The organism is Geomesophilobacter sediminis (genome assembly GCF_016458275.1).
Classification (GTDB): Bacteria; Desulfobacterota; Desulfuromonadia; order Geobacterales; family Geobacteraceae; genus Geomesophilobacter; species Geomesophilobacter sediminis.
The window spans coordinates 54,124-77,085 of the sequence record NZ_JAEMHM010000019.1; the positions used below are offsets into that span (position 1 = coordinate 54,124).

Genomic DNA, 22,962 nt, shown 5'->3' on the forward strand with positions numbered 1-22,962 from the left:
GTTCTTCTCGTCTGCTCACTCTAGTCCCCAGCCCCTAGCCCCCAGTCCCGCTTCTTCGGCCTTCGGAGTGGGGCACACAGCACAGTTGAGGAATTGACATGAAGATACTGGTAATAGGCAGCGGCGGGAGGGAACACGCACTGGTATGGAAGATCGCCCAGTCGCCGCTGGTCAAGAAGGTATATTGCGCCCCGGGCAACCCCGGGACCGCGGAGCTCGCTGAGAACGTCGCCATCGCGGTGGACGACCTGCCCGGCCTGCTGAAATTCGCCCAGGACAATGCCATCGACCTGACCGTGGTCGGGCCGGAGCTTCCGCTCTCCCTGGGACTGGTCGACCTCTTCGAGGACAACGGCCTCAAGGCGTTCGGCGCCCGGAAGAACGCCGCCCTCATCGAGGCGAGCAAGGCCTTTTCCAAGGACCTGATGCATAAATACAACGTGCCGACCGCCGCCTACGGTGTCTTCACCGAGGTCCAGCCGGCCATCGAGTTCATCGACCGGACCGGGATTCCCATCGTCATCAAGGCGGACGGGCTCGCTGCGGGCAAGGGGGTCATCATCGCCCAGACCCGTGAGGAAGCGGTTGCCACGGTTGAGGACATGCTCTCCGGCAATGCCTTCGGCTCGGCGGGCTCGCGCGTCGTGGTCGAGGAGTTCCTGAAAGGGGAGGAGGCCTCCTTCCTCGCCTTCACCGACGGCAAGAACATCATTCCGCTGGCGAGCGCCCAGGACCACAAGGCCGTTTTCGATGGCGACAAGGGGCCCAACACCGGCGGGATGGGGGCATACTCCCCGGCTCCGGTGGTCACCCAGTCGATCCACGACAAAGCGATGGCCGAGGTGATGCGGCGTACCGTCGACGGCATGGCCGCCGAAGGGCGTCCCTACCGCGGCGTCCTCTACGCCGGGCTCATGATCGACGGCGAAAACGTCAAGACCCTCGAATTCAACGCCCGCTTCGGCGATCCCGAGTGCCAGCCGCTCTTGATGCGGATGAAGTCGGACATCGTGCCGGTGCTTATGGCGGTCGCCTCCGGCGACATCTCCAAGGTCCAGGTCGAGTGGCACGACAAGGCCGCGGTCTGCGTGGTGCTGGCCGCCGAGGGTTACCCAGGCGACTACCGCAAGGGGGACGTCATCTCCGGAATGGGCGATGCCGCGCAGCTCGAAGAGCTGGTGGTATTCCACGCCGGTACCAAAAGCCAGGACGGCAAGATCGTCACCAACGGCGGCCGGGTTCTCGGCGTCACCGCGCTGGGGACGACCGTGAAGGACGCCATCGACCGCGCCTACCAGGGCGTTGCTCGCATTTCCTGGCCTGGCATGCACTGCCGGAAGGATATCGGGGCGAAGGCGATGACGCGGGGATAAGGAAACCGGGGCTAGGGACTAGGGGCTAGGGTACAACCTTGCACCTCCCCCCTTTGAAAAAGGGGGGCTGGGGGGGATTTGCCTTTCAGGTTTTGTGACCGTGGCCCCCCCCCTCACCCCATCCGTTCCAACCCACGCTCGCCCGCTACCCCTCAGGACGCGGGTGCTTAAAGGCCCGGTTGCCTTGTCTAACGTTCCCTCTCCTTCAAGGGACGCGCGCGAAAGCGCGAGCTTGCGACGGACAGGGTGAGGATGGGTTATTTGCCTTAATCGCACTAATTCAATCGTTTTTATCCGCTCGTGGGCAACGTTATCCAAGGGCGCAGTTTCTGACACACCAACCCAAGAGGTGAATCAATGAATAACCCTGCTGTTCTTATCGTTATGGGGAGCGACTCCGACCTGCCGACCATGGAGGAGGCTGCCAAGGTCCTCGACGAGTTCGGCGTCCCATACGAAATGCGCATCTCGTCGGCGCACCGCTCGCCGAAAAGAACCGCCCAACTGGCTCACGAGGCGGCGGGGCGCGGCGTCCAGCTGGTGATCGCTGCCGCCGGCATGGCTGCCCACTTGGCCGGTGTCGTCGCCGCCGAGACTACCCTGCCGGTCATCGGCGTCCCGATGGGGGGGGGTGCCCTGAGCGGCATCGACGCTCTCTACGCCACGGTCCAGATGCCGGGCGGTATCCCGGTCGCCACCATGGCGGTCGGCAAGGCCGGCGCCAAAAACGCCGGCATCTTCGCGGTGCAGATCCTCTCGCTGCGCGACCCGGAGCTGACCAAGAAGCTCATTGCCTATCGCGAGCAGATGGCCGCCGAGGTCGAGCGCAAGGACAACGAGCTGCAGAAATCGAGGAGCTAGTGGCCCCCCTAGGCTAAGGAGCCTTGTACTCCCCCTTTTGCGAAGGGGGGCTGAGGTTCTGGTAACCCTTCAGAAGGCAAATCCTCCAAGGCAAATCCCCCTTCACAAAGGGGGACTTGCTCGGACTTAGTTGGTGCCGCTTGAGGTGCCGCTTGCGCTAAAACACGGACGATTTCGGCTTCCCTGCCCCGTATCCCGAGCCCCTGGCTCCTGGTTTTATCCTTGACAATGGTTAAAGCGCTGTATTAATCTTCGCGTTACTTTACGATACTGGAGGGAATCTAATGAACAAAATCATCGTAGCCGTCGCTCTTACCTTCGCGTTTGCCGTTTCCGCCGTGGCCGCGGACACCGTCGTCTACCCGGCTCCTTCCAAAGGTGCGGTCACTTTCAACCACAAAGCCCACCAGGGCCGCGCCGAGTGCAAGGCTTGCCACGGCGAAGGGGCTCCGTCGAAGATCACCATCGACAAGAACAAGGCGCACGAGCTCTGCAAAGGGTGCCACGCCAAGACCAGCGGCCCCACCAAGTGCGGCGAATGCCACAAGAAGTAATGTTTTCCTGATTGTTTTGTAATAAAAGGGTAGCCGGACTGTTCCGGTTACCCTTTTTTTATCTCTCGGTATAAGTAGCGGAATTTTTTGTTTGTCGCTATTCGACAATTTGTCTATAATGGCTTGCTTTCTTTTCAGTCAGTTGCAAACCACCTCATCGGGAGACTCGCCTTGAATACGACGAAACGCGGATTTGCTTACCAACTATGGGATTTTTTCTGCTCTCTGAGACTCTCAATTTTTCTTCTCATCGGGCTTGCCCTCGTTTCCATTATCGGCACGATCATCCCGCAGGGGAACCCCCCGCAAGAGTACCTGCAGACTATCAGTGAAACGAAGTTCAAGCTGTACCAGCAGCTCGGCTTTTTCGACATGTACCACTCCTGGTGGTTCATCCTCCTTCTTTACTTCCTGACCCTCAACCTCATCTGCTGCTCCATCAAGCGGCTCCCCCGGGTCTGGAAGATCATTTCCGAGCCGGTTCTGGTCATGGACGATCGCTTCGAGACTTCTCTCTCGATCACCCGCGATGTCAAAATGACCGGCGCCGCCGCCTCCATCAAAGACCAGATCGTCTCCTTCCTCAAGCAGGAGTTCGCCGAGCCGGTCGTCACCGAGGTAAACGGCGAGTATCACTTGTTCGCCCAGAAACACGCCTGGTGCCGCCTCGGGGTCTACGTAGTTCACTTCTCGATCATCATCGTATTTATCGGGGCCATCATCGGCTCCTTTGCCGGATATAAGGGATACGTCAACATCCCGGAAGGTGGGAGCATCTCCAGGGTCGTGACAAGGAACGGCAAGGCCGTTGACCTTGGTTTCGCCGTCCGCTGCGAGAAATTCTCCGTCGCCTTCTACGACACCGGAGCTCCGAAGGAATTCAAGAGCCTTCTGACCGTCCTCGAAAACGGCCAGCCGGTTGCCGGCAAGCAGAACATCCCCGTTATCGTTAACGAGCCCCTTACCTACAAAGGGGTGACCTTCTACCAGTCGAGCTACGGCCCCTCCGACGAAGGCGCTAGCTACCACATCTCGGTCAAAAACCGCAAAACCGGTGCCGCGACCCAGATCACGGCGCGCCAAGGGGAGCGGGTGGCACTTCCGGGAGGAGCCTTCCTCTCGGTCATGGAAGGGACCGCTGACGTCCGTCCTTTCATGAAGGACTTCGACGGCCCGGGAGCCCAGGTGGAATTCACTCCGCCGGGTGGACAGCCCCAGCCGTTCGTCATCCTGGGTGACAAGTACCAGTCCTTCAACGAGCAGCACGGTGGCGACCTGGTCCTCACCCTCGCCAGCCTGGACCAGAAGTTCTACACCGGTCTCCAGGTGGCGAAGGACCCGGGGGTCCTCGTGGTCTGGCTCGGCTGCGCGCTCATGGTGGTCGGGATCTGCATGGCGTTTTTCATGTCGCACAAGCGGCTCTGGGCGAGGGTTACCGACGGTTCGGTCACCTTCGGCGGCTCCGCTTCGAAAAACCCTGCCGGGTTTGAGCTCTCCTTCGACGAGCTGATGCAGAAGCTGAACAAGGGGTAGCACCGGCCCCTTCTTTACCATGTCTTAACTGAACCGACCGGAGGTCATCGATGTCCAGTTCCATGTTTTTTAACGTCGCCATGGTCACCTACCTGGTGTCCACCTGCATATTCTTCGCATTTCTTGCATCCCGTAGCAAGGCGGTCGGCCTGGCCGGCACCTACGCCGCGCTCTTCGGTTTTCTCGTTGAAACCGCAGCCATCGGGCTGCGCTGGAAGGAATCCTACGACCAGGGACACGGCCACGCGCCGCTCTCCAACCTGTTCGAGTCGGTGGTCTTCTTCTCCTGGACCATCATCCTGATCTTCCTGATCATGGACTTCAAGTACAAGTACCGGGCGGTCGGCGCCTTCGTCGTTCCCTTCGCCCTCTTCGGCCTGGCCTGGGCCCAGCTCAGCCTGGACAGCGGCATCGAGCCGCTGGTCCCCGCGCTGCAGAGCAGCTGGCTCATGTACCATGTCATCACCTGCTTTTTGGGCTACGCCGCCTTCGCGGTCGCCTGCGGCATCTCGATCATGTACCTGATCCGGGACAAGATGGAACAAAACGGGGGGAGCGCCGCCGCGGGGGGGATGCTCTCCATGTTCCCGGCGGTGAAGGTCCTCGACGACCTGAACTACAAGGCGATCATGATCGGCTTCCCGCTCCTCTCCCTGGGGATCATCACCGGGGCGGCCTGGGCGAACTACGCCTGGGGCACCTACTGGAGCTGGGACCCGAAAGAGACCTGGTCCCTCATCGTCTGGTTCGTCTACGCGGCTTTCCTCCACGCCCGCATCACCCGCGGCTGGGTCGGCCGCCGCGCCGCGATCCTGTCGGTCATCGGGTTTGCTGCCACCATCTTCTGCTACCTGGGCGTCAACCTCTTCCTGTCCGGCCTGCACAGCTACGGCAAATAGGCGGCCAACGGCAGTATAAAAGGAGCGTTTCTCCACCATGAACCACCATCGCAACCTGGTCCTGGCCGCGGTCTTTCTGGTATGCGCCCTGATGCTCCCCTCTGTTGCATCGGCGGGGGTATCGGAGCCGTTCAAGTGCTCCATGTGCCATAAGAACCTCATGGACGGGAAGGTGGTGCACAAGCCGGTCGGCGCGTGGCAGTGCCTCCGGTGCCACGAGCAGTTCTCCCTGGAGCACCCGCTCGCGAAAGGTTCGATCGGTTTCATCACCGAGAAGAAAAAGCTCTGTGCCACCTGCCATGGCTACATCGTGAAGAAGCAGTTTTTGCACGGCCCGGTCGGAAAGGGCGAGTGCACCGCCTGCCATCTCGCCCACAGCGGCGAGTTCAGCAAGCTCCTCAAGGCGCCGCCGCCCAAGCTCTGCTACGGCTGCCACGGCACCGAGAAATTCAACGGAAAACACGGACATCCCCCCGTCACCCGGGGGGAGTGTCTGTCCTGCCATGATGCCCACCAAGCTGACGTCCGGATGCTCCTGAGAAAGCCGGGCGCGCAGCTCTGCTTCTCCTGCCACGACGCGAAACTCGCCGAGGGGAAATCGGTACACAAACCGGTGGCCGAGGGGAAATGCCTCGACTGCCATCGGCCGCACGTGTCGGACAACCGCAAGCTCCTCAAGGCGGACTTCCCGGACACTCCGTACCGGCCGTTCGGCGATGACGCGTTCCCGCTCTGCTTCTCCTGCCACAACAAGGATCTGGCAGCGGCGGCCACCACCGACAGCGCCACCGGTTTCCGCAACGGCACCCGCAACCTGCATTATGTTCACGTGAACAAGGCCGGGAAAGGGCGTAACTGCAAGATCTGCCACAATCCGCACGCGGCATCCCAGGAGCGGTTGATCAATCCCAAGTCTCCGAATTTCGGTGCCTGGCAGATCCCGATCAACTTCACCAAGACCCCGACCGGCGGGAAGTGCTCCGTCGGCTGCCACAAGACCTTCTACTACGACAGAGAGAAACCGGTTGGACCGCAGTTCAAGTGATGCCGGCCGCGCTGACGCCTCCATCCCGGTAAGCGTCATCATACCGGTGAAGCCGGGGGGGGAGGTGCGGGCACTCTCGGCCTTGCGTGCCGCAACCTATCCTCCGGAGCTGATGGAAGTCCTGGTCGCCTACGGTTCGGCGCCCAGCACCCAGCGCAACCGGGCGGCGCGGCAATCACAGGGGGAGATCCTTTTCTTCCTGGACGACGACTCGCGCCCGGTTCCCGGATTCATCGAACGGGCGCTGGAACAGTACCGCGATCCCGCTGTCGCAGCCGTGGGAGGGCCGTCGCTCACCCCGGAGACCGATACTCCGCTGCAAAAGACCTTCGCCGCCGCCTTTGCTTCCCGCTTCGGCGGAGGAGGGGCGCGCACCCGGTATCTCAAGTTCGGGGAGGCGCGCAGCACCGATGACAGCGAGCTCATCCTCTGCAACCTGAGTTTTCGGCGCGAGGTTTTCCTGGAAAACGGGGGGCTGGACGAGCGGCTCTACCCGAACGAGGAAAACGAGCTGATGGATCGGCTGCAACGGCAGGGGCTGAAGCTGGTACACGACCCGGAGCTGGCGGTCACCCGGAGCCAGCGGCCGACCTACCGGGCCTTTGTGAAGCAGATGTTCGGCTATGGCCGCGGGCGCGGCGAACAGACCGTGCTCGCCAAAGGGGTGAAACGGGTCGGGGCGTTTGCGCCCTCCGTTTTCCTGATCTATCTCGGGGTGCTGGCGCTTCATCCGGCTCCCCTGTTGGCGCTCCCGCTGCTTGCCTACCTGCTTGGGGTGGGGATGGCCAGTTTTGTCGAGGCGGCCCGGGTCTGCGATCCGGCCTTGGGGGTGCGCCTGCTCTACGTCTATCCGACCCTGCACCTGTTGTACGGCGCCGGTGTTTTCCGGGGGCTGCTTTTCCCACGTTTCCGGCAAAAGGGACGGACGGCGCCCAACGTTGAGGTGGCGGAAGTCAAACCGATGGGAAGAACGTGGTCATGATCGATGGACAATGATTATTGACGTCTTTTGTTACTGAAGAAAGGTCTGGGAACTTTGCTGCGAGACGCTGGGTTGCCAGGCCGAATTGTTCTTTGATCATTGATCATTGAAAAGAGGTGTTTGTGGATTTAAGTGTAGTTGTTCCCATTTATAACGAGGAAGATAACATCCCGATCCTGCATCGGCGGGTGAGCGAGGCGTTGGAGCCGTCCGGCTTCGACTATGAACTTATCCTGGTCGACGACGGATCCTCCGATAATTCCTACCCGGCCCTGAAGCTGGCCGCTTCCGAGGACCCGCGGGTCAAGGTGATCCGCCTGCGCCGTAACTTCGGCCAGACCGCCGCCATGTCGGCCGGGTTCGATGCCGCCACCGGCCGCGTCGTCATACCGATGGACGGCGACCTGCAAAACGATCCCCTGGATATTCCACTGCTCATGGAGCGCATCGACGAGGGGTACGACGTCGTTTCCGGATGGCGCAAGGACCGCAAGGACACCTTCATCAACCGGCGCCTCCCTTCGATCATGGCGAACGCGATGATCTCGAAGATGACCGGCGTCCATCTGCATGACTACGGCTGCACCTTGAAGGCGTACCGGCGCGACGTCCTGGAGGACGTGAACCTCTACGGCGAGATGCACCGCTTCGTCCCGGCGCTGGCCTCTCAGGTCGGCGCGCGGGTCACCGAGATGCCGGTGCGCCACCACGAACGGCTCCACGGCACGAGCAAATACGGCATCTCCCGCACCATGCGGGTCGTCCTCGACCTGATGACGGTGAAGTTCCTGCTCAACTTCTCCACCAAGCCGATCCAGCTCTTCGGCAAGTGGGGAATCTACACTTCGGGCTTCGGGGTCCTCACCGGCCTGGCGACCCTGTATATGAAATTCTTCGAGAATACGAGCATGAACCGCAACCCGCTGCTCATCCTCACCGCGTTCCTTCTGTTCATGGGGGTCCAGTTCATCGTCATGGGGCTTTTGGCGGAATTGAGCGCGCGGACCTACTACGAGGCGCAGGGAAAGCAGATCTACAAGATCAAGGAAAAGCTCAACTTTGGCTGAGCCGCTTCGCGTCCTCATCCTGGCCCCGACCCCCTTCTTTGCGGACCGCGGCTGCCACGTCCGCATCCTGGAAGAGGCGCGCGCGGCCCAGGCACAGGGGGTGGAGGTCCGGCTGGTCACCTACCACATCGGACGGGACGTCCCCGGCGTTCCCACCGAACGGATTCCGACCATCCCCTGGTACCGAAAGCTCGCCGCGGGACCCTCCTGGCACAAGCCCTACCTCGATATACTCCTTTTCTTTAAGGCCCTCAAGGTGGCGAGGAGTTTCCAGCCGCACCTGATCCATGCCCATCTCCACGAGGGAGCGTTCATCGGCGCCTTTTTGAAGCCGCTTTTGCGTATTCCGATGCTCTTTGACTGCCAGGGAAGCCTGACCGCCGAGATCACCGACCACGGTTTCGTGAAGGAGGGATCACTTTTGCAGCGGTTCTTCGCCGGACTGGAGCGGTGGATCAACGCGCGGGCTGAGTTCATCGTGACCAGTTCGGGGCCGACCGCGGAACTCCTGGTTAACCAAGGGGTCCCGAAAGATCGCATTCGCCCGCTGATCGACGGGGTGGACACCGATTGCTTTGCGCCGCACCCCCAAGAAGCGATCCGGCAGCGGCTCGGCCTTCCCCTGAACCGGCCGGTGGTGAGTTATCTGGGGGTTTTGAACCGCTACCAGGGGGTGGATCTGCTCCTTGAGGCGGCCCAATACCTCAAACAACAGGGGGCGCGGGTTCATTTCCTGGTGATGGGGTTTCCCGAAGAAAAGTACCGCGCCCAGGCGAAGGAAATGGGGATCGACGACCTGGTGACCTTCACCGGGAGGGTACCCTACGACGAGGCGCCGCAGTACCTGTGTGCCGGGGACCTGGCGGTTTCGCCCAAGGTATCGCTCACCGAAGCCAACGGGAAGCTTTTCAACTACATGGCGTGTGGGCTCCCGACGGTAGTTTTCGACACCCCGGTGAATCGGGAGATTCTGGGGGAAGCCGCGCTGTACGCCAAATTCGGTGACGCGGCGGACTTGGCGGGGGCCATCGGAAGGCTGGCAGGAGACCGGGAGCTTCGTGCCGAGGTCGGCGCCGCTGCCAGAGAAATGGCGATCAAGGAACACTCGTGGACCGTCCGGGGCAAACGCTTGACGCAGATTTACCGAAGGATCGTCAATATCGAGGGATAGAAAACCTCAGCGTTCATTCTCCTTATGAAGTACGACTGTCATCAGCCCACCGCAATTAAGTTGTCGTCTCGCTCCTAAACGGCCAATTCCCGAAGTATTAAATACGTCCCTGGCCGACTTGACCATTTCCACCACAAACCTTTTTACACCCCCTGCAAGGGAGTGGTTCGGCATGCAAGGAAAGCGGTTCCGGCTGCAAGGAAAGCGGTCCTGCCTGCAAGGAAAGTGGTTCCGCCTGCAAGGAAAGTGGTTCGGCCTGCAAGGAAAGTGGTTCCGTCTGCAAGAAAAGTGGTTCCGTCTGCAAGGAAAGCGGTTCCGGCTGCAAGGAAAGTGGTTCGGCCTGCAAGGAAAGTGGTTCCGCCTGCAAGGAAAGTGGTTCCGCCTGCAAGGAAAGTGGTTCGGCCTGCAAGGAAAGTGGTTCCGCCTGCGAGGAAAGTGGTTCGGCCCGCAAGGAAAGCGGTTCGGCCCGCAAGGAAAGTGGTTCCGCCTGCGAGGAAAGTGGTTCGGCCCGCAAGGAAAGCGGTTCGGCCCGCAAGGAAAGTGGTTCGGCCTGCAAGGAAAGTGGTTCCGCCTGCAAGGAAAGTGGTTCCGCCTGCAAGGAAAGTGGTTCCGCCAGCAAGGAAAGTGGTTCGGCCAGCAAGGAAAGCGGTTCGGCCAGCAAGGAAAGCGGTTCGGCCAGCAAGGAAAGCGGTTCGGCCTGCAAGGAAAACGGTTCGACCGCTTTTGTGTTGAAATCCTGGGGTGTTTCCTGTAAGTTCATCGCATGAACGGTGACAACGAAAAGGTTCTTGATACCTACCGCGCCTTTCTGCTCCTCTCCGAGATCTCCGGCGACCAGCAACTCTCCCAGCGCGAACTTTCCAAACGCCTCGGCATCGCCCTCGGGCTCGTAAACTCCTACTTGAAAAACCTGGTCGAAAAGGGCTTCGTCCGGGTCACCACCTTCCCCAAGAACCGCTACGGTTACCTTCTCACCCCCAAAGGTTTCGCTGAAAAAAGCCGCCTCGCCTACCAGCACTTAAGCTACTTCACCGGGCTTTACACGGTTGCCCGGCAGGACTACCTGAAGCTCTTCCGCAAGATCGCCGCGGAGGGGGTGCGTGGTGTCGCCTTTTGCGGCGTCGACGAGGTCGCCGAGATCGCCTACCTTTCGCTCAAGGAGGTCGGCCTCACTCTCGACCTGGTGATGGACCCGAAGGCCAGCGGGAAGTTCTTCGACAAAACGATCGTCACCCCGGCCATCGGCCTTCTCTCCGGCAAGCACCGCATCGTGATCACCTCGCTCAAACAGGGCGAGGAGCTGCGCAACGAACTCCTGCGCCTGGGGGCGGAGCCGTCCAGCATCTACCAGACCGGCGGGGAGCGGGGCTGACTCTGAATAACTGGGAGCTCATTCTGCCTATGGAGGAGACGCCATGACCGAGCAAGACCTTGAGTTAATAGAAAAACTGCTAACCAGGAAGCTCGACGAACAGTCTGCGTCACTGTCTGCGTCACTGTCTGCGTCACTGTCTGCGTCACTGTCTGCGGAATTGGACCGGAAGATGGACCAGAAGATGGACCAGCTGAAACTGGATTTGACCCGCGATCTCACTCGCCGAATGGAAGAAGCAATAGAAGCGTCGGAGCGTCGCACCGGTGTCCTGATTGAACGATTGGAACAGAAAGTAGATATGGTGATTGAGGGACAGCAGGCGATGGTCGAGCGAATGGATCGAATGGAGCTTAGGCAGGATGAAGATTATGACAAGCTCGACAACCGTGTTACCGCGTTGACAGCCGATTTTGTTGCGCACAAATCCGATCCTCTGGCTCATAAAAGAGGTTTCAGTATCAAGGAAGAAGAGGAGAAATTTGAGTAGCTTTTGTGGGGCTTGAACTTTTCGGCTCCCACGCCAACTGCGACGCGACGCCCATACGTGATATCGATGTGAGGGAATCCTGGCACGGCTTGATGACGTGGATAGCTTTCTCGATCAAATGATGGCACCTTCCCGCGCTCTTAAAAAATCTTGCCTCTGAAGAAGGAACCTATGCTGACGATACTCTCTGTATTTGGCACCCGCCCCGAGGCCATCAAAATGGCCCCGGTTGTGTTGGAACTGCAAAAGCACCCCAAGAGTTTCAAGAGCCTGGTCTGCGTCACCGCACAGCATCGCCAGATGCTGGACCAGGTCCTGAACCTTTTCGAGATCCGGCCCGATTTCGACCTGGACATCATGAAGCCCAAGCAGGACCTCTACGACGTCACCTGCAATGTTATGCAGGGGCTCAAGGGGGTACTTGCCGAGGTTAAGCCGGACGTGGTCCTGGTTCACGGTGACACCACCACCACGATGGCAACGACCCTCGCCTCCTATTACGCCAAGTCGAAGGTGGGGCATGTCGAGGCGGGGTTGCGGACCCACGACAAGCACGCCCCCTTCCCCGAGGAGATCAACCGTCGCGTCACGGGTGCGGTGGCTGACCTGCACTTCGCCCCGACCACCGCGGCACGCGACAACCTCCTGGCCGAGAGGATCGCAGCCGACACCATCTTCGTCACCGGAAACACGGTCGTCGATGCCCTTCTCTCCGTTTCGGCACGGCTCGCCGATGACGTCGCCCTGCGCGGCCAGTTCGACCGCCAGTTCGACTTCCTCGATGCCGGCAAGCGGTTGATCCTGGTGACCGGGCACCGCCGGGAGAACTTCGGGGCCGGCTTCGAGAACATCTGTGCGGCGCTTGCCGAGATCGCAGGGTCCTACCGGGACGCCGAGATCCTCTATCCGGTGCACCTCAACCCGAACGTCCAGGAACCGGTGCGCCGGATCCTGGGGGGAGGAGAGCACCCGAACGTGCACCTCATCGAGCCGGTCGATTACCTCCCCTTCGTCTACCTGATGAACCGCTCGCATCTCATCATCACCGACTCGGGCGGAGTACAGGAAGAGGCCCCGTCCCTCGGCAAGCCGGTGTTGGTCATGCGCGACACCACCGAACGCCCCGAGGCGGTCACCGCCGGCACGGTCCGCCTGGTCGGGACCGATCCCGAGCGGATCATACAGGAAACCTCCGTGCTCCTGACCGATCCGGCAGCCTACGCGGCAATGTCCATGGCACATAACCCCTACGGTGATGGCAAGGCGTCCGAACGGATTGTTGCTTGTCTGGGATCTCTTTGATGCCTGAGGCGGCGACAAACCAAGGGTGGACGAAATACCTCCCGGCATTTCTCAGAGGAAAGCTGGAAAAAAGCCAACTCCTGCAACGGGTAATCCACAACACCGGCTGGCTCTTCTTTGACAAGGCGCTTCGCATGGGGGTGGGATTTCTGATCACCGTGTGGGTGACGCGCTACCTTGGGCCAGAGCGTTACGGCCTATTGAGCTATGCCAGTGCCTTTGTCGGTCTTTTTACCGCAATTGCCAACATCGGTCTTTACGGCATCGTTGTGCGCGATGTGGTGCGTCACCCGGAATCGACCGACGAAATCCTCGGCACCGCCATGCTTCTGAAGTTCTGCGGAGGGGTGCTCGCACTGCTGCTTTCAATGGGGGCCATTCTTATCCTTCAGCCGGGCCAGTCTCTAACTCACTGGCTGGTCGGTATCACGGCTGCCGGGTTTATCTTTCAGTCGTTTGAGGTATTCGATTTCTGGTTTCAGTCGCAGTTGCTGTCCAAACGGGCGATTTCGGCCAATCTGGTGGGCTTCGTCCTCATCACTATTGCGAAAATCGTCCTGATCCTGATCAAAGCACCCCTGATTGCCTTTGCGTGGGCAGGGACTTTGGAAGTCTTGGTGGGAAGTTTCGGCCTGCTCGTCGCCTACCAGATGGTGACCAAACGTATGTCGTATCTCCGGATCAGCCTGGACTGGGCAAAGAGGCTCCTGAGGGACAGCTGGCCGCTGATTTTCGCTGGTTTGATGCTGATGATCTACAACCGGATCGACCAGGTCATGCTCGGTCAGATGCTCGGGGACCGGTCCGTAGGTATCTACTCGGTGGCGGTAAAACTCTCCGAGTTCTGGTACGTCTTTCCGGCGCTCATCCTCAACTCGATCCTGCCGACGATTGTGGAGGCCAAAGCGGCCGGTGAAGATTTTTACTACCGCAGACTGCAACGCGTTTTCGACCTTATGGCGATGGTGTCCCTGGGGTTCGTCCTGCCGCTATTCCTGTTCTCGGATCAGATTATCCGGCTGCTTTACGGTAAGGCATACCTGCAGGCGGGAGGAGTGTTGGCGATTTACGTTCTCTCGGGCGTCTTCGTCTTCATTGGTCACGTTCGGGAGTATTGGGTAACCGTCGAGAATTTCACCCGGTACTCGCTGTACTCCACGGGGGTCGGAGCGGGGATCAACGTAGTTTTGAATCTTATACTCATTCCGCGTTTCGGAAATATCGGCGCAGCCTGGGCGACCCTGATTGCGCTTTTTACCGGGAGCTATTTCATCAACGCCTGGCATCCCAAGACGAGATCGATCTTCGTCATGCAGACCAAAGCTCTCCTGTTGATCTCGCCGATGCGCCGGTTGCTGAAACAGCAGTGATTCCTGAATAGCCAGAGTAGGTGTGATGACGAAGCCAACCGTCCATTTCGTATATGCGACCCCTTACAGCAAGGTCGACCAGTACCAGCTAAAGCTGTTGGGGCGAAAGCTCTGGCACCAGAGTTGGGACCGCTACCGCTGGCCGGCCCCGGTCCAGGCGCCTCTGTCGATCACCTATCACGTGGCGCGTCGGTTATCGGAGCGGTTTCCGGTAAAGCTCTACAACCTGCACGAGCGGATCGATCTCCGTCCCGAGGATGGGGACATCCTGCTCGGGCATCCCGTGAACGACTGCGACTCCGTGGTTTGGCGGGCTCTCGCTGACAACCGGTTTCACCGCAAGTACCTCATCGCGCCCTACAATCACGACCCTCGCCAGGTCGGCTGGCTGGCGGAAGCGGTGGAGCAGTGTGACAAGTTCTTTGCTATCTGCGGCAATTACTGGATCGACACCCTGGACCGCTCGCCCCTTTTGGGCCTGCGGGATAAGCTGGTCCATCTGAACATGGCCTTGGATCCGGCCGATTACCCGCTGCTCAAGACGACTTTCAACCCGCCAGGAAAGCGGAAGTTTTTTTACATCGGGCGGCTCGGGACCGAAAAGGGGGTGGACCTGTTGGAGGGCTTTGCGGCGTCGGGCCGCGGGTTCTCTGGGGGATTTATCTGTTCGGGCGGGGATATCAAAGGGTGGAAACGGATCTCTGTGCCAAGGAAACTGACGCCGGATTTCATGGCGGCGGTGGCTCGGGAGTACGACATCTTTATCAACATGAGCCGGGCCGATGCCCAGGCGACGACCATCCTCGAGGCGATGAGCTGGGGATTCCCCGTCGCATGCACCAGGGAGAGCGGATATACCAAAGAAGACTTCACATATCTTGATTTGGATGACGCCGAGGGCAACCTGAAAAGGCTGGAGGCGCTTCAGGAGCTTCCGGAAAGTGAACTGAAGTGCATGAGTGAGGGGAACCGGAACCGGTTGCAAGAACGATACGGTTGGAACAACTTTCTGAATATCTTGGAAGAAAACCTGTAATGCTGGAGGAAGAGATGGCAAAAAAGCCTGTTTTGGAACGGATCATGATCACCCGGGAAAAGTTCTCCGAAGTCGAGTCGGAAATACGTTTTCACGAGCACCTGCGTCGCTATGCTGCGGTGCGGAGGTTTTGCTACGGCAAAGTACTCGATTTTGCCTCGGGTTGCGGTTATGGCTCCTATCTCCTTTCGGTAAATCCTGAGGTCGAAGTCGTCGTCGGCATCGATAAGGATGACTCGGCAATAGCATGGGCTAAAACCGAATACCAGACTAATAAGACGGATTTCCGCTGCCAGGATATCGAAGACTTGAGCGAGAAATTCGATACGTTGGTGAGTCTGGAGGCGATCGAGCACTTTGAAGATCTGAGCTTAATTCCCCGTCTTGCCGCGAGATGCAAAATCGACAACGTCATCATCTCCTATCCCAACAAGAAATCGAGTCACTTCAACCCGTACCACGTACAGGACTTCTGTCTGCAAGATATCTTGAATATCATGAGCGAGTATATCTGCTACCACGATTTTCAAATGGGGGACGTGCACTTCGCCCTGTTTGTGAAAAAACCTGCGAAGGCTCCCGCTCATATATTCGGGAATCTTGCTGACCTTAGGTAAAGAAGAGGCGCCATGATGTCGTGCCCGCTCTGCCAATCTCCCCTGTCGCCCTTTGCCAAGGCGCTGGTGCTTAAGAAATACCAAGTCAACTATTATCGGTGCGACGGCTGCGGTTTCGTCCAAACCGAGCCGCCGTACTGGCTGCCGGAGGCGTATTCGGAGGCGATCAACCGCAATGATATCGGCCTGGTCGGCAGAAACCTGAGGCTGGCGAAGGCCACGCGGGCCATTATCTCTTCCTTTTTCGACGGTAATGGAAAGTTCGTCGACTACGGCGGAGGGTACGGTCTCTTTGTTCGCCTCATGCGGGACGCCGGTTTCGATTTCTACCGCCACGACAAGTACTGTGCTAACTTGTTCGCCCCCGATTTCGAGGCAGACCCGACCTCGGGGCAGCAGTACGAACTTCTCTGCGCCTTTGAGGTCTTCGAACACCTGGCTGACCCGTTGGAAGAGATCGACCGGATGCTCTCTCATTCGGACAACATTCTATTCACCACAGAGATCCTTCCCCCCGGTCCCCCGCAGCCGGACCAGTGGTGGTACTACATCCCGGATTACGGCCAGCACATCTCGTTTTATACGATGGACGCCCTGTCGAAGATCGCCCAGCGCTTCGGCTTGCATTTGTGCTCAGATGGCAGGTCACTGCACCTTTTTTCTCGGCGCAGGATCTCACCGCTTCTTTTCAAAGCCGTCAGCAGGCAGTTGGTGGCAGCTGTGGTCAACTTAATATTGCGTCGGACATCACGGTTGGCTGACGACTTTCAAGAGATAGCCAAAGCTGGACCAACCAGGCTTCATGACTAGATAGGTGGCAGGATCATCGCAGGTTGTAGTTATTTTATCTTTGGGGTTACGAAATGAAGGAAATCTTTAATACCTACCTGGATACGGCTTTTGATGGAAGAGAGCAGGCATGTTTCAAGATCAAGCAGTTCGAGAATAACTATCGGACTCTTTTCCCGTCCAATTTAAATGATCACGTGCTTGACATCGGAGTTGGCAGAGGGGAGATGCTGACCTGCATGAAAACCTGGGGCTATAAAAATTACCAAGGCATTGATATTTCGCCTAGCACAATAGAATTTTGTTTATCTTTAGGTCTAGAGTGTGAAGTAGTACAAGACTCAGCCACTTGGCTGGCAGAGTGCGATAAAAAGTTTGCACTTATAACTGTACTAGATGTATTGGAGCATTTTCCAAAGGACAAGGTGATTTCATTTCTTTCATCTCTCCGAAACGCTCTTTCTGACGGAGGCAAGGTAATAGTACAAGTCCCGAATATGCAGGCGCCCGACGCTCAGCTACACAGATACAACGACATCACCCACGAAGTTGGTTACGTCGAGCATAGCCTACATCAGGTTTTAGTGACTGCAGGTTTCAAAAATATTAAGATGCATGGTTTCGAAGAGTTCATATCGGAACATTGGTCAAAGTATTGCTGGAAATCTTTACGTGCGGCATATTGGAAATATATTAAATTTTCTCGGCGCCTTACTGGGAACCTCAACCCTGAAATACTGAATCCAGTTTTCTATGCCGTGGCATACCATGACTAGTTTTCTAAGTGAATGCCAATGGGTTCTAGCTTTGGCGTTTATGGTTGCTTTTTCCTTATATTTTTGATCATGCCAGATAAGAAAATTCGTAACGATATCCTAGTCAATGGTCCGCGTCTCACTGCCTTTCGCTAGAGAACAAGCATATGCCTGGATCCATCAAAACTCTGCTTGAAAAGGTCTTCAACAATGTGAGGGCCTGTTTTTTCTTCTTTGTGCAACAAGCTGTGCTTGCTGTCTCTGAGGAAGGAGGAGACCGCCCCGAGAGCGTTCTAGTTGTCCGCCTCGACGCCATCGGTGACTTCGTTTTGTGGGTCGAGAGCGCCAAGGCTTTGAGGAAGTTATACCCTTCCGATAAGTTCTGCCTGACGCTTTTGTGCAACCAAATCGTTGGCGATCTTGCTGTTAGCCTCGGCATCTTCGACGAAATCTGGCATCTGGATCGACGAAAGTTCTCGAAAAATCTCACTTACAGGATTTTACAGTTACGAAAAATCCAGAAAGCATCTTTCGGTATTGCGATCAATCCGACGCAAGCTCGGGAGTTTATGTACGGAGATAGTGTCATTTTTGCCACCGGCGCCGATCAGCGAATCGGGTCAAAAGGAAACCTTCTGAACTTGGGCGTGTGGCAAAAAAGGATCAGTGACCGCTGGTACACAAGTCTCGTGGCGGCGACCCCAGGGCTAAACGTGCTGGAGCAGAATGCGGAATTTCTCAGAGGCCTGGGTGTAACCCATGCTAAGCCTAAGATTCCAGATTTGCCGGTATCGACCGAGAGCGTCCCTGATTTGGATATCCCCGATTACTTCGTTGTCTTTCCGGGGGCCGGTGCAGTACTGCGGCAATGGCCTATTGAGAGATTCGCGGAGGTCGCCGACCGTATCTCCTCCGCCACAGGTTGGACCGGGGTTATTTGTGGGGGGCCCGGTGAAGAAACGCTGGGTGCGTTGCTGGAGGACAAGGCTGGAGTGAGTCTCAAAAATCTGGTGGCGAAGACAACTCTTCCGGAATTGGTGTCAATTATTGCTGGAGCCCATTTGGTTTTGGCAAATGAGACTAGTGCCGTGCACATTGCCGCTGCAGTATCGACCCCGTCGGTGTGCATCCTGGGAGGAGGCCATTATGGCAATTTCCTCCCTTACCCTGTGATGGAGGAGAGCAGTAAGCCCTCTCCCATTGTCGTTTCCCGGCGGTCGGAGTGTTTTGGGTGCAACTGGAAATGTCCTTCCTGCGCACCTAATAGAGTCGCTGATTGTATCGAAGGGATCTCGGTTGAGGAGGTTTGGTGTGCCGTAAAAGAGATTCTGCCAACTGGGTTCCGTTCTTAACGTACGGGGCCGATAGCAGAATGCTGTCTTTATGTGTGTCGGAGGGTGATCGCTTGTGAAACACAGGTCAAAAAAAGGCATAGTTGCATGAAGCTGACGGTAATCACACCGGTATACAACGGTGAGCGGTTCATCAGGCAATGCCTGGACAATGTAATTGCTCAAGACTGTCCCGGAGTTGAGCATCTGGTCTTGGACGGTTGTTCCAAGGACGGGACGGTCGCCATCCTCGAGGAGTACGCGACCCGGTACCCGCACCTGAGGTGGATCTCGGAACCGGATCAGGGGCAGTCCGACGCCATGAACAAGGGGATCCGGCTCGCTGCTGGTGAGGTGATCAGTTTTCTCAATGTGGATGACTTTTACGAGTCCGGAGCGTTGCGGCGCGTCGTGGAACTGTTCCGCACTCTGCCGGAACCATCCCTGCTGGTCGGTAATTGTAAGGTTATCGATGACGACGGTGCGCTCCTCTTTATCAACAAGCCGGCTCGCCTCAAGCTTGCGGAGCTCCTTGTGGGACCCGAGGTCAACCCTTGGCCTATCAACCCCGCCGCCTATTTTTACCACCGTTCGCTGCACGGCCAGGTCGGCCCCTACGACGTGAATGAACACTACGCTCTGGATCTTGAATTTCTATTGCGGGCGGTCCAGAAGGCGCAGGTGCGCTACGTAGATGAAACTTTTGGCTATTTTCGGCTGATTCGTGGTACCAAGACCTTTTCCGATTGGGAAGCGGGGAGCAATGTCGGTCGCTGCCAGACCCTACTGCTTAGATACCGCAAAGACCTTCCTCCCCTGCTCCGGCATGGGTTTCCGGTTTACCGGCTGGGGCAGAAACTCCGGCACTGGTCCGGTTATGTGGTCGATCCGAAACGTTTTTTCGAGGTGTTGTCACGGAAGATAGAACGGAAGATCCGTAAGGTGAAACGTATCGCCTGAGAAAGTCAGTGAGGTTGTCTCCACGCATGAATATTGGGCTCAACGGCATCAGCCTGTATCCCGGCAAGATCGGCGGGATGGAAACGTATTTCCGGAATTTGCTGTACTGGTTGCAGGTGATTGACCGGGAGAACAGTTACGGCGTCATCCTCAATGAGGGATACGTTGACTCCTTTCCGCTACCGAACCCCTCCTTTACGCTGAAGCCGTTTCATTACGAGCTGAATTCCTGGAACTGGAAAGTCCGCGGCGTGCTGCGCAACGTGCTGAACGTGGATCCGCTCCGACGCAAGATCGCCGACCTGGGCTTCGATCTCGTGCACCATCCGTTTAACGTCTTGAATCCCGTCTCGCTGTCGGTTCCATCGGTGCTGACCGTCCATGATATCCAGCACGAGTACTGTCCCGAGTTCTTCTCCGCTGCTGATCTGCACAAGCGGAAAAGACTGTTTGGGCCTTCCTGCAAAGAGGCGCTGCGCATCATCAGCATCTCGGACTTCACTCGGTCCTGCATCATGGAGCGGTACGACGTTGCACCGGAGAAGATCGATGTCGTACCGGTGGGATGCGGAGCGGAGTACCGTCCTATCGAGGAACCCGCTGTTTTGGAAGCGGTTCGGAAAAAGTACACCCTGGACCGGCCGTTCCTATTCTACCCGGCGGCCACGTGGCCCCACAAGAACCACAAGGCCCTCCTTGCGGCGTTGCGACTGTTGAGGGAGCGGTGGGGCTTTGACGGGTGTCTGGTGCTGACCGGCATCGCGAAGCAATCCCACGATGCGCTCCTTTCGGAGATCGCAAAGCTGGGCCTGCATGGATTCGTCAAGGTGCTGGGGTACCTGCCTCTTGAGGACCTTCCCGTCCTTTTCAACTTGGCAGAGATGCTGGCTTTCCCATCGCTATTCGAGGGATTTGGCATTCCGGTCCTGGAGGCGATGGCCTGCGGGTGCCCGGTTGTTTGCTCGAATGTCACATCGTTACCTGAGGTCGCCGGGGATGCCGCTCTGTTGTTTGATCCAAAGTCCCCCGAGGCGATTGCCGAAGCGGTCTGGAGCGTCTGGAACGACCGGTCGGAGCGGGACCGGTTGCGCCGGTTGGGATTCGCCCGAGTCCCGGAATATCGGTGGGACCGCGTGGCCCGAAAAACGGTCGACGTGTACCGGGCGGCGCTCCAGGGAAAATAGCTGTAGCGCCGGTAGTCCATGACAGCGGCGCTGCCGGGCGCCCCCGCTGGTTCGATGGGGAGCATTGACTAAATGAACTTCCCTCCGGCTTGAGTCGGAGATCAGGAGCCGATGTGTCGGTTGATTCAGTACAACCATCTAGACAAATTGATCAGCTGACCTTCACCCGGTTCGTCGCGGCCTTGAGTGTCGTTTACTACCACTATGGCTCTGGCATTTTTCCGTTCAATTACGCCACGCTTGATCGACTCTTCCTGGTTGGACCCATTTCTGTTAGCTTCTTCTATGCCCTTAGCGGATTTATTATGGCGGTGGTCTACACCCAGAAGGGGGGCGGTCCTTTCGACCGCAAACAGTACTGGCAGGCTCGGTTTGCCCGCATCTACCCGGTATACCTTCTGGGGCTTGGGGCGACTGTCCTGCTCCTTGATCCGCAGCGCGATGCCTCGCGAAAGCAGCTGTTCAGTGCCTTGCTGGTCCAGTCGTGGATTCCGGGTTATCCGATGGCCTATAACTACCCGGGGTGGTCCGTTTCTGTCGAGGCCTTCTTCTATCTGCTTTTCCCTTTTTTGATCACCGCCTTTGCCAAGGCCAGCCTGAGAAAACTTTCGCTGACGGCACTGTTTTTCTGGGTTTCCAGCAGCATGGTCCACGTGTCATTGAGCACCTTTTTGCCGGTTAAACCATCTTCTGTTCTCTTCGATCTGCTCTATTACCTTCCCTGCCTACATTTGAACACTTTCCTGTGCGGCATGTTGAGTGGTCTACTTTTTCTGAGCCATGGCCGATGGCTGTCCGAAAGACGAAAGCTCAACGTGGCCCTTCTCATCGGTACCCTCGCTTTGATCGTAGCCGTACTGCTAGGGCGCCAGAGTTTGGAGCACCTCCCCCTCAAGCTGGCTCTTACCAACGGGGCAATGGCGCCGCTGTTTCTCATATTCATTTATTCTCTTTCCTGTGATCGCACCATCATCTCAAGGGTGCTATCCGCCCGGCTATGTCTCTTGCTGGGAGATGCCAGTTACTCGATCTACATTCTGCACGTCCCGATCTTTCTTGCCTTCCAGAAAGTGACGGCATCATACCACGGCACCCTTTCAAAAGTCGCCGTGTTGCATATCTATGTGATGGCAGTGATCCTTCTATCGGTGCTTTCCTATCTCTTTATCGAGCGCCCGGCGCGAAGCGGATTGAAACGTCTGTTCCAACATGAGTTGCGCTGCCGGGAAAAAATCGGGGAAACGGCCCCAAGCGTAGGCTAACCATGGCACGGCTCTCTGTCATCATCCTCAATTGGAACGGGAAACAGCATCTCGATGGCTGCTTGGAGTCGCTGGCGTTGCAAAGCTTCCGGGATTTCGAGACGGTCCTTTTCGACAACGGCTCGACCGACGGTTCCGCCGAATACGTCCGGGAGCGGTTTCCCTGGGTGCGCCTGGTGGCTGTGCCGCAAAATCTCGGCTTCGCGGGGGGGAACAACCGTGCCTTCGATGAGTGCCAAGGCGAATTCATCGTCACTCTCAACAATGACACCAAGGTTTCCCCCGATTTCCTTTCCGAGTTGGTTGCCGCCGCCGAGGCCGACCCGAAGATCGGCATGGTTGCGGCCAAGATGCTGAACTTTTACCAACCGGGGCGGATCGATTCGGCGGGGGTGAAGGTCGCGGCGAACGGGATGGGCTACAACGTCGGGGTGGGGGAGACCGATGTCGGACAGTACGATACCCCCACTGAGGTCTTCGGCCCCTGCGCCGGCGCGGCGCTGTACCGCCGCGCCATGCTCGACGAGGTCGGCTTCTTCGATGACGACTTCTTCGCCTATTATGAGGACCTGGATCTCGCCTGGCGGGGGCGGTTGGCGGGGTGGCGGGCGGTGAGCGCTCCGGGGGCGGTGGTGCTCCACGTCCATTCGGCGACCAGCGGCAAGATGAGCCCGTTCACCGTCTACCACGTGCACCGCAACAAGTGGTTCGTCCTGGTCAAGAACTGGCCGGCTTCCCTTCTGGGACGCCACCTGTTTCGCATCCTTTGTTTCGACCTGGGTGCTCTGGCGCTGGCTGTCCTGCGGCACCGGGCCGGAGCCGCGCTGCGGGCGCGCTGGGACGTCGTGCGTTCCCTTCCACTGCTGTTGCAAAAGCGAAAAGAGGTCGCCGCGCTGCGCCGGCTTACGCCTCCCGAGCTTGCCGCCCTGCTGCAGCCGGCGAACAGCGCCGTCGCCACCTTCGCAAGGAAGGCGCGGGAGTAGGAGTCTGGCCGCGGTGAGGGTGGCAG

23 protein-coding genes are annotated in these 22,962 nt (G+C 58.0%); all 23 read left to right on the forward strand.

All coding sequences use genetic code 11. The annotated features are described in order from the left end of the window. Positions 1 to 98 precede the first annotated feature (98 nt). The 23 genes from purD (at position 99) to JFN93_RS20185 (ending at position 22,936) form a co-directional block, all read left to right on the forward strand. A complete protein-coding gene (gene purD / locus JFN93_RS20075) occupies positions 99 to 1,373 on the forward strand; it encodes a phosphoribosylamine--glycine ligase (protein WP_199385930.1) in 1,275 nt (424 codons plus the stop codon). A 357-nt stretch (positions 1,374 to 1,730) separates the two neighbouring features. Continuing rightward, positions 1,731 to 2,234, forward strand: coding sequence for a 5-(carboxyamino)imidazole ribonucleotide mutase (gene purE, locus JFN93_RS20080; protein ID WP_199385931.1), 504 nt, complete (start codon positions 1,731 to 1,733; stop codon positions 2,232 to 2,234). Between the two features lie 284 nt (positions 2,235 to 2,518). Beyond that, complete coding sequence (locus tag JFN93_RS20085; RefSeq protein ID WP_199385932.1) at positions 2,519 to 2,788, forward strand: cytochrome c3 family protein; 270 nt, start codon at positions 2,519 to 2,521, stop codon at positions 2,786 to 2,788. 171 nt (positions 2,789 to 2,959) lie between these two features. Next, positions 2,960 to 4,321 carry a cytochrome c biogenesis protein ResB gene (gene resB, locus JFN93_RS20090; protein WP_199385933.1) on the forward strand — a complete coding sequence of 454 codons (1,362 nt, stop codon included), beginning with the start codon at positions 2,960 to 2,962 and terminating at the stop codon, positions 4,319 to 4,321. Positions 4,322 to 4,371: 50 nt separating this feature from the next. Continuing rightward, positions 4,372 to 5,220 carry a c-type cytochrome biogenesis protein CcsB gene (ccsB, locus tag JFN93_RS20095; RefSeq protein ID WP_199385934.1) on the forward strand — a complete coding sequence of 283 codons (849 nt, stop codon included), beginning with the start codon at positions 4,372 to 4,374 and terminating at the stop codon, positions 5,218 to 5,220. A 37-nt stretch (positions 5,221 to 5,257) separates the two neighbouring features. Next, positions 5,258 to 6,265: a cytochrome c3 family protein gene (locus tag JFN93_RS20100; protein WP_199385935.1), complete on the forward strand. Its 1,008-nt coding sequence runs from the start codon at positions 5,258 to 5,260 to the stop codon at positions 6,263 to 6,265. Next, the gene (locus tag JFN93_RS20105; protein ID WP_199385936.1) at positions 6,246 to 7,247 is read left to right on the forward strand and encodes a glycosyltransferase family 2 protein; all 1,002 of its coding nucleotides are present in this window, start codon (positions 6,246 to 6,248) and stop codon (positions 7,245 to 7,247) included. Before JFN93_RS20100 ends, JFN93_RS20105 begins: the two co-directional genes overlap by 20 nt. A gap of 122 nt (positions 7,248 to 7,369) precedes the next feature. Then, positions 7,370 to 8,314 (forward strand): glycosyltransferase family 2 protein, encoded by a 945-nt coding sequence (locus tag JFN93_RS20110; protein ID WP_199385937.1) that lies wholly within the window; start codon positions 7,370 to 7,372, stop codon positions 8,312 to 8,314. Next, positions 8,307 to 9,485 carry a glycosyltransferase family 4 protein gene (locus tag JFN93_RS20115; protein WP_199385938.1) on the forward strand — a complete coding sequence of 393 codons (1,179 nt, stop codon included), beginning with the start codon at positions 8,307 to 8,309 and terminating at the stop codon, positions 9,483 to 9,485. The genes JFN93_RS20110 and JFN93_RS20115 overlap by 8 nt, the downstream gene beginning before the upstream one ends. 172 nt (positions 9,486 to 9,657) lie before the next feature. Beyond that, the gene (locus JFN93_RS20120; protein ID WP_199385939.1) at positions 9,658 to 10,239 is read left to right on the forward strand and encodes a hypothetical protein; all 582 of its coding nucleotides are present in this window, start codon (positions 9,658 to 9,660) and stop codon (positions 10,237 to 10,239) included. Positions 10,240 to 10,248: 9 nt separating this feature from the next. Continuing rightward, a complete protein-coding gene (locus JFN93_RS20125; protein WP_199385940.1) occupies positions 10,249 to 10,857 on the forward strand; it encodes a winged helix-turn-helix transcriptional regulator in 609 nt (202 codons plus the stop codon). A gap of 43 nt (positions 10,858 to 10,900) precedes the next feature. After that, entirely contained in the window at positions 10,901 to 11,347 is a 447-nt protein-coding gene (locus JFN93_RS20130) for a hypothetical protein (RefSeq protein WP_199385941.1), read from the forward strand. Positions 11,348 to 11,518: 171 nt separating this feature from the next. Then, positions 11,519 to 12,649 (forward strand): non-hydrolyzing UDP-N-acetylglucosamine 2-epimerase, encoded by a 1,131-nt coding sequence (gene wecB, locus JFN93_RS20135; protein WP_199385942.1) that lies wholly within the window; start codon positions 11,519 to 11,521, stop codon positions 12,647 to 12,649. Next, positions 12,649 to 14,019 carry a flippase gene (locus tag JFN93_RS20140; RefSeq protein WP_199385943.1) on the forward strand — a complete coding sequence of 457 codons (1,371 nt, stop codon included), beginning with the start codon at positions 12,649 to 12,651 and terminating at the stop codon, positions 14,017 to 14,019. The genes wecB and JFN93_RS20140 overlap by 1 nt, the downstream gene beginning before the upstream one ends. 25 nt (positions 14,020 to 14,044) lie before the next feature. Further along, the gene (locus tag JFN93_RS20145; RefSeq protein ID WP_199385944.1) at positions 14,045 to 15,055 is read left to right on the forward strand and encodes a glycosyltransferase family protein; all 1,011 of its coding nucleotides are present in this window, start codon (positions 14,045 to 14,047) and stop codon (positions 15,053 to 15,055) included. After that, positions 15,055 to 15,672, forward strand: a complete 618-nt coding sequence (locus JFN93_RS20150) for a class I SAM-dependent methyltransferase (protein WP_199385945.1) — start codon at positions 15,055 to 15,057, stop codon at positions 15,670 to 15,672. The genes JFN93_RS20145 and JFN93_RS20150 overlap by 1 nt, the downstream gene beginning before the upstream one ends. A 12-nt stretch (positions 15,673 to 15,684) precedes the next feature. Further along, positions 15,685 to 16,482, forward strand: a complete 798-nt coding sequence (locus JFN93_RS20155) for a class I SAM-dependent methyltransferase (protein ID WP_199385946.1) — start codon at positions 15,685 to 15,687, stop codon at positions 16,480 to 16,482. Positions 16,483 to 16,535: 53 nt separating this feature from the next. After that, positions 16,536 to 17,237, forward strand: coding sequence for a class I SAM-dependent methyltransferase (locus JFN93_RS20160; RefSeq protein ID WP_199385947.1), 702 nt, complete (start codon positions 16,536 to 16,538; stop codon positions 17,235 to 17,237). A 146-nt stretch (positions 17,238 to 17,383) separates the two neighbouring features. Next, positions 17,384 to 18,568: a glycosyltransferase family 9 protein gene (locus JFN93_RS20165; protein ID WP_199385948.1), complete on the forward strand. Its 1,185-nt coding sequence runs from the start codon at positions 17,384 to 17,386 to the stop codon at positions 18,566 to 18,568. Positions 18,569 to 18,655: 87 nt separating this feature from the next. After that, positions 18,656 to 19,507: a glycosyltransferase family 2 protein gene (locus tag JFN93_RS20170; protein WP_199385949.1), complete on the forward strand. Its 852-nt coding sequence runs from the start codon at positions 18,656 to 18,658 to the stop codon at positions 19,505 to 19,507. Between the two features lie 26 nt (positions 19,508 to 19,533). Next, complete coding sequence (locus tag JFN93_RS20175; protein ID WP_199385950.1) at positions 19,534 to 20,691, forward strand: glycosyltransferase family 4 protein; 1,158 nt, start codon at positions 19,534 to 19,536, stop codon at positions 20,689 to 20,691. A gap of 113 nt (positions 20,692 to 20,804) precedes the next feature. Next, on the forward strand, positions 20,805 to 21,953 hold the full coding sequence (locus JFN93_RS20180) for an acyltransferase family protein (protein ID WP_199385951.1): 1,149 nt from the start codon (positions 20,805 to 20,807) through the stop codon (positions 21,951 to 21,953). Positions 21,954 to 21,955: 2 nt separating this feature from the next. Next, positions 21,956 to 22,936, forward strand: a complete 981-nt coding sequence (locus tag JFN93_RS20185) for a glycosyltransferase family 2 protein (protein ID WP_199385952.1) — start codon at positions 21,956 to 21,958, stop codon at positions 22,934 to 22,936. Positions 22,937 to 22,962: the final 26 nt, after the last annotated feature.

Coding starts and splice junctions, on each gene's coding strand:
- purD (WP_199385930.1), top strand. CDS start 99: ATGAAGATACTGGTAATAGGCAGCGGCGGGAGGGAACACGCACTGGTA.
- purE (WP_199385931.1), top strand. CDS start 1,731: ATGAATAACCCTGCTGTTCTTATCGTTATGGGGAGCGACTCCGACCTG.
- JFN93_RS20085 (WP_199385932.1), top strand. CDS start 2,519: ATGAACAAAATCATCGTAGCCGTCGCTCTTACCTTCGCGTTTGCCGTT.
- ccsB (WP_199385934.1), top strand. CDS start 4,372: ATGTCCAGTTCCATGTTTTTTAACGTCGCCATGGTCACCTACCTGGTG.
- JFN93_RS20100 (WP_199385935.1), top strand. CDS start 5,258: ATGAACCACCATCGCAACCTGGTCCTGGCCGCGGTCTTTCTGGTATGC.
- JFN93_RS20120 (WP_199385939.1), top strand. CDS start 9,658: ATGCAAGGAAAGCGGTTCCGGCTGCAAGGAAAGCGGTCCTGCCTGCAA.
- JFN93_RS20125 (WP_199385940.1), top strand. CDS start 10,249: ATGAACGGTGACAACGAAAAGGTTCTTGATACCTACCGCGCCTTTCTG.
- JFN93_RS20130 (WP_199385941.1), top strand. CDS start 10,901: ATGACCGAGCAAGACCTTGAGTTAATAGAAAAACTGCTAACCAGGAAG.
- wecB (WP_199385942.1), top strand. CDS start 11,519: ATGCTGACGATACTCTCTGTATTTGGCACCCGCCCCGAGGCCATCAAA.
- JFN93_RS20140 (WP_199385943.1), top strand. CDS start 12,649: ATGCCTGAGGCGGCGACAAACCAAGGGTGGACGAAATACCTCCCGGCA.
- JFN93_RS20145 (WP_199385944.1), top strand. CDS start 14,045: ATGACGAAGCCAACCGTCCATTTCGTATATGCGACCCCTTACAGCAAG.
- JFN93_RS20150 (WP_199385945.1), top strand. CDS start 15,055: ATGCTGGAGGAAGAGATGGCAAAAAAGCCTGTTTTGGAACGGATCATG.
- JFN93_RS20155 (WP_199385946.1), top strand. CDS start 15,685: ATGATGTCGTGCCCGCTCTGCCAATCTCCCCTGTCGCCCTTTGCCAAG.
- JFN93_RS20160 (WP_199385947.1), top strand. CDS start 16,536: ATGAAGGAAATCTTTAATACCTACCTGGATACGGCTTTTGATGGAAGA.
- JFN93_RS20165 (WP_199385948.1), top strand. CDS start 17,384: ATGCCTGGATCCATCAAAACTCTGCTTGAAAAGGTCTTCAACAATGTG.
- JFN93_RS20170 (WP_199385949.1), top strand. CDS start 18,656: ATGAAGCTGACGGTAATCACACCGGTATACAACGGTGAGCGGTTCATC.
- JFN93_RS20175 (WP_199385950.1), top strand. CDS start 19,534: ATGAATATTGGGCTCAACGGCATCAGCCTGTATCCCGGCAAGATCGGC.
- JFN93_RS20185 (WP_199385952.1), top strand. CDS start 21,956: ATGGCACGGCTCTCTGTCATCATCCTCAATTGGAACGGGAAACAGCAT.